This is a genomic window from Pseudomonas sp. AC463 (assembly GCF_979253585.1).
This window is the reverse complement of record NZ_CEEDDZ010001082.1, coordinates 1-241: the sequence shown is the minus strand read 5'-3', so window position 1 is coordinate 241 and position 241 is coordinate 1. Positions and strand designations below refer to the sequence as shown.

General features: G+C 58.1%; 1 pseudogene. It reads right to left on the bottom strand.

Features of this window, described 5'->3' with window-relative positions:
* Positions 1–5: 5 nt before the first annotated feature.
* A pseudogene (locus AC0IYH_RS33610) lies at positions 6–101 on the bottom strand (alpha/beta fold hydrolase); the annotation flags it as partial.
* Positions 102–241: the final 140 nt, after the last annotated feature.

The window sequence follows — 241 nt, the reverse complement described above, 5'->3', positions numbered from 1 at the left end:
GATCAGGGCCAGCCGGGGTGAAAAACGACCGGCTGCGCGTCCCTGGGACCCCAATCCTTATAGAAAATCTCCGCACCGTCCGCGGTGGTCACATAGGTCATGGCAGGGTCCTTTCCGGTGGTGGTGATCGTGTTGGGCTGCACCTTAAGCGCGGCCTCCCGCATGAAACATCCCGATAAGATATCGCTGATCGTTCGAGAAATTCGAACGGTGCACGCGGTCTGTTGATCTGGATCAACGC